Annotated in this window: 7 protein-coding genes, 1 tRNA gene and 1 riboswitch; of the genes, 7 read left to right on the top strand and 1 reads right to left on the bottom strand. The window is 43.4% G+C overall.

Features of this window, described 5'->3' with window-relative positions; translation table 11 throughout:
- Positions 1–825: 825 nt before the first annotated feature.
- A complete protein-coding gene (locus GMES_RS20650) occupies positions 826–2982 on the bottom strand; it encodes a tRNA(Met) cytidine acetyltransferase TmcA (protein WP_006994765.1) in 2157 nt (718 codons plus the stop codon).
- A gap of 66 nt (positions 2983–3048) precedes the next feature.
- Here GMES_RS20650 and GMES_RS20645 point away from each other — a divergent pair, with 66 nt between their 5' ends.
- The 7 genes from GMES_RS20645 to GMES_RS20615 all read left to right on the top strand — a co-directional run bounded on the left by GMES_RS20645 (position 3049) and on the right by GMES_RS20615 (position 8577).
- On the top strand, positions 3049–3456 hold the full coding sequence (locus GMES_RS20645; protein WP_006994764.1) for an acyl-CoA thioesterase: 408 nt from the start codon (positions 3049–3051) through the stop codon (positions 3454–3456).
- Entirely contained in the window at positions 3456–4361 is a 906-nt protein-coding gene (locus GMES_RS20640) for a hypothetical protein (protein ID WP_006994763.1), read from the top strand. The genes GMES_RS20645 and GMES_RS20640 overlap by 1 nt, the downstream gene beginning before the upstream one ends.
- Positions 4362–4447: 86 nt before the next feature.
- Positions 4448–4552, top strand: a riboswitch (TPP riboswitch).
- Between the two features lie 74 nt (positions 4553–4626).
- A complete protein-coding gene (locus tag GMES_RS20635; RefSeq protein ID WP_006994762.1) occupies positions 4627–6690 on the top strand; it encodes a TonB-dependent receptor in 2064 nt (687 codons plus the stop codon).
- 15 nt (positions 6691–6705) lie between these two features.
- Positions 6706–6963: a hypothetical protein gene (locus tag GMES_RS20630; RefSeq protein WP_006994761.1), complete on the top strand. Its 258-nt coding sequence runs from the start codon at positions 6706–6708 to the stop codon at positions 6961–6963.
- Positions 6963–7610, top strand: a complete 648-nt coding sequence (pnuC, locus tag GMES_RS20625) for a nicotinamide riboside transporter PnuC (RefSeq protein ID WP_006994760.1) — start codon at positions 6963–6965, stop codon at positions 7608–7610. The genes GMES_RS20630 and pnuC overlap by 1 nt, the downstream gene beginning before the upstream one ends.
- Positions 7588–8427, top strand: coding sequence for a choline/ethanolamine kinase family protein (locus GMES_RS20620; RefSeq protein WP_006994759.1), 840 nt, complete (start codon positions 7588–7590; stop codon positions 8425–8427). Before pnuC ends, GMES_RS20620 begins: the two co-directional genes overlap by 23 nt.
- A gap of 73 nt (positions 8428–8500) precedes the next feature.
- Positions 8501–8577: transfer RNA gene (locus GMES_RS20615), tRNA-Trp, on the top strand.
- The last annotated feature ends 13 nt before the right edge of the window (positions 8578–8590 follow it).

The raw sequence follows: 8590 nt of genomic DNA, 5'->3' as shown, positions 1-8590 counted from the left end.
GCTACCCCCACATGAAGAAACCAAATCCATCGAATGTCATGCAATGGCTGAGAAAATATCAAGTTACTCGTTGCCACCCATCCATGGGGCTAACTCCAGTGCAGCATCCATGCTGCCCGTTCAGACGGGCAAAGCTTCGCTTCGCAAAAGCCTCCGTCTTCACCCCCATGCGGCAACCGCGTTGCGACAACCGCGTTGCGACAGCCGCGCTTCGCGCAAAAGCAACTCGGCAACAAACCTTCAGGGTTGTACTAGCCACGGTATAAACACGTCCATGATGAAGCGCACCCAGCCACGCCTTCCTTGGCGTGTCGTACGGCTGGATGTTGCTGCGCAACTAAAGATACCAGCCTTACCCAGACTCCCATTTAGAATCAAGCCACCTTAACCGGGTGGCTTTTTTCGTTTCTGCGCTACAGAAAAATCAACTGTAGCCACAATCACATTCCAAAGCTTGTTAACGTAGTAGACGGCTAGGTGTCATACTTCCCTGTAGCTGAGTCCAGCCCAACATCCATGTCGGTCGTTCAAACGGCTGGAGCAGTACTCCAGAGAGCCCCGTATTCACCCATCGAAGGTATTCAACTCTAGCGCTTTGCTTGAAAACTGAAGGACAATCCATCCCTGGTGTTGCGCACCAGCCATTCATCCATGAATGTCGTTCAGACGGGCAAAGCTTCGCTTCGCAAAAGCCTCCGTCTTCACCCCCATGCGGCAACCGCGTTGCGACAAAGGCGTTGCGAGACGTTGCCTGTCGTGGGCAAGCTAGGTAACTCCAATGTCCGGCGCCCGAAGAGAGATATTGGATGCTAAAGTAACGGGATGCTAAATGGTGCTTATCGCGTTTCTTATATGTGTATTCAATTCTTTTTTGCCACTTAATTTAAATTCAGTGACTAAATCTTGGGTCGTTTTAAATTGTATTAAGGCAGCGACAAGGAATTCTGCTTCCTTGGGAGTAGTATTAGCGTGTTCTACTCTAGATAGCTTGGTCAAAACGTATTTTGCTAATAACTGAGAGAAAGGCATATAGGGAGAGTTTGATGCAATAAATTGCTCAACGCGATACCGAGTGCGCGTAGAGATATCTTGTGGCTGACAGTACGTTAACAGGTGCGTTAGTAGAGATGTATTCATGCTTATGTGATAACGCGAAGCGTGGTAGATAAGTTCTTCACGAAATTGCAGTGATAGTTTATTTAATAAAGTAGAAGTAGTGAGGCTTAAGGATTTACCTACAATTAAACTGACTTCGTCGCTTGAAGCGTCACGCTTAAAGCCAAGTTTTAGAGGGATGTAGTCATTGTGCCCCCAAAATTTCAGTAATTTACTTGTCGCACCAAAGGAGCTTGTGATTAACCATATGCCATGCTCAACCGCGCTTGATTCTATGAACTGTAACAATGTGCTTGCGATGTTTGTGCGTCTATATTCCTGGCTAACCGCTATTCGTACAATCCGCCATTGCTCATACTTAACAAATTCTTTATCTGCAGTATGTAAGGCTAAGTTTTGGGCGACTAAATGACCATTTACTCTTCTATGGCCGAGTATTATTTCTTGTGTTAGGTCTGATAGGGCGCTTCCTCCCTCTGAACAAATTAACGCAACGCCGATAACATCGCTGTCGCATGTGCAAACATATATTCGTTGTTCAGGTGCATCAAGTAATCTGAATAAGTCATCAGGACTTGTCTGATAATGGGCGTTGATAAGCAAAGAGAATATTTTTGACAATAGTTGTGGGGAGTCAACTAGCTGCTCCTTTGATACTTCTTGGCACTTATATTCACTTAATCTCTTGGAGGAGGTTATCTTGTTGACAGGTGTCTCGTTCTGACCGATTACTTTGCCTTGCGCCTGGGTAAGTGAATTCGAGGTGGAGTCTTGCATGATAAAAACACTAAACCAGAGATGCTCTAAGCAGTCATCTGTGTACCAACGTATCGGCGTGGTGAGAGTTAGGTCTTTCCAGCCTTTGTGCGCAGTTTCTAGGTAAGACTTGAAACGTAATTCAAATCCTCGACCAGCGCCTTCATAGCCATGAATAGTTGAACTTAATATAACCCTAGGATATTTATCTAAAAGTACTTTTAAAATAGAGGATGGGATCGCAGCGGCTTCATCTATAAATAGTAGGTCTGCATGGTAACTCCCAGTCACCAATGCGTCAGGTGCTACGAATTCTATACTTCCATTGTTAATTAAGCTGTCTTGTTTTAGTGGGGTGGCAAAAGTAAATACTTGTTCGACATTGTGCTTGGTCGGAGCGGTAATAATAATTTTCTTTTCTTGCTCTAACATTAAAGCACGGGCGGCCATCCCAAGCGCTGAGGACTTGCCTCGACCTCTATCTGCTGTAATTACCAAAGGGCGATTTGTGTGTCCAGATGCAGATTTAATAATACTACTAACAACTTTATCTTGCTCTGACGTCGCGCTGTCTAGTCGTCGATTAAACTGTTCTGGCGCAATAGTGGCGTTGTGTCCACGAAACGAATTTGGGGTGATAACAATGGTGTTCTTATCATGCGCGATGATAGAAATCAGCCGGGTGATAAATCGACTGGGCTCCAAGTATTGAGAGAAGCCGTATGAGTATCGTTTTTTGGAAAAGGGATCGGAATATTGTGACCAGCTTTTCAGTTCTGGACAAATTAAAACCATTAGCCCATTCGCTTTGATAGTGCCGCTATAGGCCATAAGTGCATTTGCACTTAGCCCTGAATAGCAATTATAAATAAGAGTGTTGTATTCTCTTCCCAAGTGTTGACGATAATCTAGACTATTAACCGCTTGTTGATTGCTAGGGGCATCGCCCACCCACAAATGCTTACTTGAAAGAGATTCAAAATTAATCAGTAAGTTTTCAACCTGCTTTTCAGCCCATGCTTTAGGACCGCTCACAATCACCAACTGGCGGTGAAAAACATGGTTTTTCCGCTCTTTTACCCAATCTTCTATTTTAAAGTGTAAATCCACGCTGATATTATCTGTACAATAAGCTCCAAATTATCGCCAGTTTAGCAATGTTAACAAGGAATACGAATGCGCTTTTTATCAAGACGATTAGTGATGCCCAATGATCTCAATTATGCCAACTCATTGTTCGGGGGCAGGGCGCTGGAGTGGATAGATGAAGAGTCTGCGATATATGCAATTTGTCAGTTAGAAACGAATCAATTGGTTACTAAACACATTGGTGAAATTAGCTTTGAATCGCCAGCGTTACAGGGTGATGTGGTGGAGTTTGGGCTAGAAACAAAAAAGGTAGGCCGTACTTCAATTACGGTAACTTGTCTGGTCAGAAATAAAGAAACAAAGAAAACGATCTGCTTAGCAGACGACATTGTATTTGTTCGTGTTGATCGTGAAACGCGTTTACCCGTCGCCCACGGTAAAACGTTTGATGAGCTGCAGGAAAGAGTAAGATTAGAAATGAAGGGATTGATTTAATGGAACTAGGTTCTTTCTATCGTATTGCCGAGCTTCCACGATTTACTGGAAAAAGTTGGCTTGCAATTGTTCTTAGTTTTATCTCAATAAATAGTTGTGCCGTAGCGGGGCAATCAGGTTATTCAATTATTGAAAGTCATTCTTTACCGAGTGAATTAGAAGAAAGTTCTGCCTTGTTTTGTGCCGGCAAAGATCAAATTTACAGTATTAATGATTCAGGCAATGCGCCTATTATTTTTCAACTAAGTGATAACGGCGATATTTTGTCTCAGCGCAGCCCTGAGAATGTCAAAAATAAAGACTGGGAAGCCCTGACAGCGGATGACGAATTTTTCTATGTGGGTGATATAGGCAATAATCGAGGCACACGGAAAAACGTAACAATTTACAAGTTCCCTCGGGATGTGAATGTGAACGCTAAGACTGTGAATATGAGTCTGGCCTATGAAGGGAATAACACGAAAGCAAACGAATCGCTAAACCATGACTTCGATGCAGAGGCCTTAGTCGCTGTGGATGATGACCTAGTCTTATTTTCAAAAAGCTGGCGTAGCGATCTTCTCAACGTGTATTTGGTCGATAAAAATAAAGGTAAACAAAAACTCAGCGCTAACATCACAGTAGAAGGCATTCCAGGTGTGATCACTGGTGCTGATTACGACAAAATGAACGAGCAGTATGTTTTGGTTGGTTACCCTTCGAAACGCGTGGGCTTCGGTGATCCATTTATGGTGCTGCTAGATAAAAATTTCACACTTATTGAAACCATACCGTTACCAGGGTACGGGCAGGTAGAAGGGGTGTGCGCTCATCCATCTGGGCAAATTTGGTTTACTCAAGAATCTTCAATTTTTAGCAGTAGTAAATTAGTTAAGTTAAAACTAGCGAGTCATAAAGCGACCTAAACTCATGTTTATGCTAATAATCAGCGCTTGCGCTAGATGACAGTATTGCTACACTGTCGCCGTTAACAATATAGAGATTCATTTTGTTAACTACCAAGGGGTGCCGAAAGGCTGAGATTTGTCTCTTAAGAGATATGACCCTTACACCTGATCCGGATAATACCGGCGTAGGAATGGTTATTTCGTTCGCATTCTAAAAATGTAAACATCTCCCATTTATCTGCCGCAAAGCCGGATCTTTTCAACCTTTACTGAAGAGATCCCAATGAAGTTTTGTTCTACCTTACTCGCCCTATCAATAGCATCAAGTTTTGCTAGCCACGCTGATGAATCCAAAGACATTGAGCGTATTACTGTAAGCTCAGACTTTCGTCAGCAAGAATTAATGTTCATTCCTGCAAGTGCAACCATATTAAGCGATTTACAAATAGAAGCGCGCCAAGCACAACACCTTGAAGACATTTTAAATGTAGGTGCCAATATCAACTTTGCTAGTGGTGCATCTCGCGGACGATTCATTCAAATTCGCGGTATCGGTGAGCGTAGCCAATTTTCAGAGCCAAGTAATCCTTCTGTTGGGTTTTTAGTGGATGATTTTGACTTCTCTGGAATTGCTGGTGTGGGGACGTTGTTTGATGTGGAACAAGTTGAAATTTTGCGCGGCCCACAAGCGACCGAGTTTGGGGCGAGCGCTATGGCTGGCGTTATCAAAGTCAAAACGGTAGATGCAGGACCTGAGCAAAGCGGTAAATTATCATTTTCACTTGCCGAGCAAAATACGTGGAGTGTCGGCGGCGCTTACGGCAATGCGATAACGGATAATTTGTTTTATCGCGTGGCGGTTCAACAGTTTAAGAGTGATGGCTTTGTAGAGAATACTTTTTTAAATCGTGATGACACCGATAACCTAGACGAATTTACCTCAAGAGTAAAACTGAAATATCTGCCTACAGATTGGTTGACGTTCGACCTGAATTATCAATATTTCGATATCGACAACGGCTATGATGCTTTTTCTCTTGAAAACACCCGCGAGTCACGTGCCGATGAACCAGGTTTTGATCGCCAAGAAACTCATGCTCTAGGCCTAAAAACGGAAATCAACACCGAGCTTACGGATGTTTTTGTTATTTTGAGTCGATCAGATTCAGATATGGGCTATAGCTACGATGAAGATTGGACATACGTTGGCTTTCATCCCGACGAATATTCTTCTGTAGACAGCTACTTCAGAGAGCGCGACACAGATAACGTTGACCTACGCTTTTTATCAAACGACAAATCGACATTATTCAATGGTTCAACTCAATGGTTATTTGGCCTGTATTCGAAATCCATGGATGAGAGTTTACTACGCCAATACACCTATGCAGAGGGCGATTTTAAAAGTCGCTACCAGCAAGACAACTTCGCCGTATATTCGCAACTTGATACCGAAATGTCTGACACCCTTAGCTTACGCTTGGGCCTTCGCGCCGATCGTTTTGAAATAGACTACAGCGATATTAGCGGCTTCACCCAAAGCAATGATAAAACCTTGATCGGCGGTAAAGTCGTGCTCGATTATAGTATCGATAGCGCCTCTGTTTATGCCAGCGTTTCAAGGGGCTACAAAGCCGCGGGCTTTAACCCAGATGAGCGGGTAAGCACTGACAAGCGGATTTATCAGCCTGAGTACAATTGGAACTACGAAATTGGGGTAAAGGGTAACTTTATTAATTACGACGCGTTTATTCGCATGGCGGTTTTCTACATGGACCGTGAAGACACCCAAGTCAGTGATTATGATGTACAAACTCGTGAAGACGGTAGTGCGACATTTATCGACATCATAGGTAATGCTGATACAGGTACTAACTGGGGCTATGAATTAGAGTCAGGTTGGCAAGTAAATGACAGTGTATATTTGCATGCTAATTTCGGTTGGCTTGATGCCACTTTTGAAGATTACACCCTAGCCGATGGCTCAGTTGTTGATAAGCAGGACCAAGCGCAAGCACCAAACTACACCTTCAATATTGGCGCTAATGTGCAGTTGTCTGAGCAAGTCAGCTGGACGATAGACGCAGATGGTAAAGACGAATACCGCTTTTCTGACGGTCACGACGAAAAGTCACCATCTTATGTGTTGGTGAACACCGCGATGCGTTTTGATGTACAGGACTGGTCATGTTCTGTTTGGATAAAAAATGTGTTTGACCGAACTTACTACGTGCGTGGTTTCGGCGGATTCAATAATGACCCACGAGAAGGTTACGCTACTGCGGAGCCTTACTATCAACTGGGCGACGGCCGTCAAGTGGGCATCAGTGCTCAATACAGCTTTTAGCAAGAGGAGCTAATAATGAAATTAGTCGCAGAGATTTCAATGTACCCGTTGAACGAGCAATACCTTGAGCCGATACAAACCTTTATCGACCGTTTGAATGAATATAGCCATTTGAAGGTAGTCACCAGTGCGACCAGTACTTTGGTGAGCGGGGACTATTTGGCAACCATGCAAGTACTTGCTAAAGAAATGCAGCGCAGTCATCAGGAAGTAGGGCAGGCAATATTTGTATGCAAGTTCTTAAATGGTGACAAAATGAGCAGCGATGTGTAATGCATGGCTTAATCGAGCTGTTCAATAACATTGCTCAGCAGTTTGTTGCACTACCTTGGCTAGAAACTCAGTTTTGGTTAGAAGCAACTGCGGTAATACTCGCTGTTGCTTACGTGTGGCTAGCAGCACGAGAAAATATCTGGTGCTGGCCTTGTGCACTGGTAAGCACTGGCATTTATACGTGGTTATTTTGGGAAGTTTCGTTGCTGTTTCATACCTTACTGAACGCCTATTATTTGTTAATGGCGGTATATGGTTGGCAACAATGGAAGCAGCGTGAAAATGAAGAGATCCCTATCCAAAGCTGGTCTATTCAAAAGCACCTAGTGCGGTTAGTACTATTGACGTGTATCGCTTTTGGTTTAACCGTTTTTGCTAGCATGTGGTTGGACTCTCAATACCTTTACTTAGATGCTTTTATCACAGTGTTCAGTGTTTACACCACTATGATGGTCGCGCACAAAGTGTTAGAAAACTGGCTTTATTGGATTGTGATCAATAGCTTTGCCTGTTACTTGTATTTCGCCAAAGAGATGTATCTAACGGGTGCTCTGTTTATTTTTTATGTGTTATTTGCGGTATATGGTTATATCAATTGGCGCCAACAGCATGTAGGTAGGTCTTATGCCCCATCGGCATCAGCTTAACTCTGTTGTATTGGCTGAGCTAACAAGTCTAGCGCTCTGCCGAGATGGATTTAGCGTAAAGCCAGTTCTAAAGGCCGGGGCGGTTAATACAAGTTATTGTTTAACCACTCCTTCTAGTCGATTTTTTATGAAAATGTTCGAATCTGATCGGGTAAACCAACTTGATCGCCAACAGCTATTTGATATTCAAAAAGCGGTCTGGCAGAAAGGAATGGCCTGTGAGCCGGTCTATCTGTCAACGGCCGCTAATTTTCAATTAGATGCTTGGGTACAAAGTCATACTTTGGAAAACAGCACTTTAAGGGAAGACGTTAAAGCGCATCAGGTGGCTGACGCGTTGCATCGCATTCATAGCTTAGATATTGAAGGGCACAGACTGAATTTACCTGCACAGTGGGCAGGGTATATATCACAATTGCCGCAGCAACAATATTGGAAAGAGCGGGAGGAAGCGCGGGAGTTAGCGAGCATTTGGTCCGCTACGCCGGCTTATGATTTAGTTTTTTGTCATAATGATTTGTCGTTTCAGCATGTCACAGCAGACCAATCTAATGTGATATTTGATTGGGAATATTGCGCGTTATCAAACCGTTACTTTGACTTAGCGGCTTGCATCGAAGTGAATAATCTCAACTATGACGTTCAGACTTGTTTGCTAACAAGGTATGCACAACGTACGCAATTACCATTCTCTTTAGTATTACAAAAGACCACTGAAATGCTTCCGTTAGTTAATTTAACGAGTCGACTTTGGTACGCAGTAGCAGAGAAAATATCCGCCTCACAATGTCATACTGTTGATAAAATAAGCGGTTGAACTCAAAGCTGGTATTTTAGCTGTAAAAGCACTTTACCTTTTACCCTTGTTACGTATAATTCAGCACCTCAGCAGGGGTGTAGTTCCAATTGGTAGAACAGCGGTCTCCAAAACCGATGGCTGGGGGTTCGAATCCCTCCACCCCTGCCAATTTTTCAGATTC

The sequence above is a fragment of the Paraglaciecola mesophila KMM 241 genome (assembly GCF_000315015.1).
Taxonomy (GTDB): Bacteria; Pseudomonadota; Gammaproteobacteria; order Enterobacterales; family Alteromonadaceae; genus Paraglaciecola; species Paraglaciecola mesophila.
Note: the sequence above shows the minus strand (reverse complement) of the source record. Positions and strands in the feature narration are given on the sequence as shown.

What these genes read in the sequence shown, in the direction of transcription:
- GMES_RS20645 (WP_006994764.1), top strand. Translation starts at nt 3,049, where the DNA reads ATGCGCTTTTTATCAAGACGATTAGTGATGCCCAATGATCTCAATTAT.
- GMES_RS20640 (WP_006994763.1), top strand. Translation starts at nt 3,456, where the DNA reads ATGGAACTAGGTTCTTTCTATCGTATTGCCGAGCTTCCACGATTTACT.
- GMES_RS20635 (WP_006994762.1), top strand. Translation starts at nt 4,627, where the DNA reads ATGAAGTTTTGTTCTACCTTACTCGCCCTATCAATAGCATCAAGTTTT.
- GMES_RS20630 (WP_006994761.1), top strand. Translation starts at nt 6,706, where the DNA reads ATGAAATTAGTCGCAGAGATTTCAATGTACCCGTTGAACGAGCAATAC.
- pnuC (WP_006994760.1), top strand. Translation starts at nt 6,963, where the DNA reads ATGCATGGCTTAATCGAGCTGTTCAATAACATTGCTCAGCAGTTTGTT.
- GMES_RS20620 (WP_006994759.1), top strand. Translation starts at nt 7,588, where the DNA reads ATGCCCCATCGGCATCAGCTTAACTCTGTTGTATTGGCTGAGCTAACA.